1 protein-coding gene is annotated in these 713 nt (G+C 41.0%); it reads right to left on the bottom strand.

Translation table 11 applies throughout. The annotated features are described in order from the left end of the window. Window positions 1–713 (bottom strand): IS30 family transposase (locus tag O3658_RS10595; protein ID WP_371561543.1); only part of this gene is annotated, 713 nt, incomplete at both ends.

Genomic DNA, 713 nt, shown 5'->3' with positions numbered 1-713 from the left:
CTCTTCTCCGTAAGTAAAGGCAAAGAGTTCATAGGCTGACTTTCCATTCAAAGCAGCGCGTTTGACACTGTTGACATGAGAGCAGACGAGATTGATGTCCTCTTGAGTTAAATTGTCAAAAGAAGTTCCTTTAGGTAGAATGTCGCGAATCAGCGTGTGATTTTTCTCAATTCTCCCTTTCTGGTCAGAGCGATTAGGGTCACAAAAGAAAAGCTTACTCTCTCCTCGAACATCCATTTCGATGTCATCAACCCTGGCAAACTCTCCTCCATTATCTGTCAGAATAACAGGAAAGAGTTGGCAGAAGTCTTTGTCAGCTTCGTGAAGGTTATTCTTAATATCATAGAGGTGTTTGGTAACCTCAAGGGTAGTTTTATTCTCCAGAAGCCTAGCGAAGATAAAGTTACAGAAAGAGAGATTGAAGGTGAGTAGTACTTTACCTCCCATTCTGCCCATAACCGTGTCCATTTCTAGCCAAGAGTTTAGTTGGTTAAGGACTAAATAGTTTTGAAAATCCTCATAGGACCGGCCTTTTTTATCTTCTTTAGGGATGGAAGGTAGATTACTTTTTCGTCTCTCTTTGAATTTAACGGCTCTAGCTAGATCAATAGGAGCGATAGACAGGTATCCTTTTCGGATGTGTCTATAGACGGTTGAGGAGCTGACATTAAGGTTATGAGTCTTGAGGATATGATAGATGTGTTGTCCCTTTT

This window comes from Streptococcus sp. 27098_8_69, from assembly GCF_041432445.1.
Lineage (GTDB): Bacteria > Bacillota > Bacilli > Lactobacillales > Streptococcaceae > Streptococcus.
Note: the sequence above shows the minus strand (reverse complement) of the source record. Positions and strands in the feature narration are given on the sequence as shown.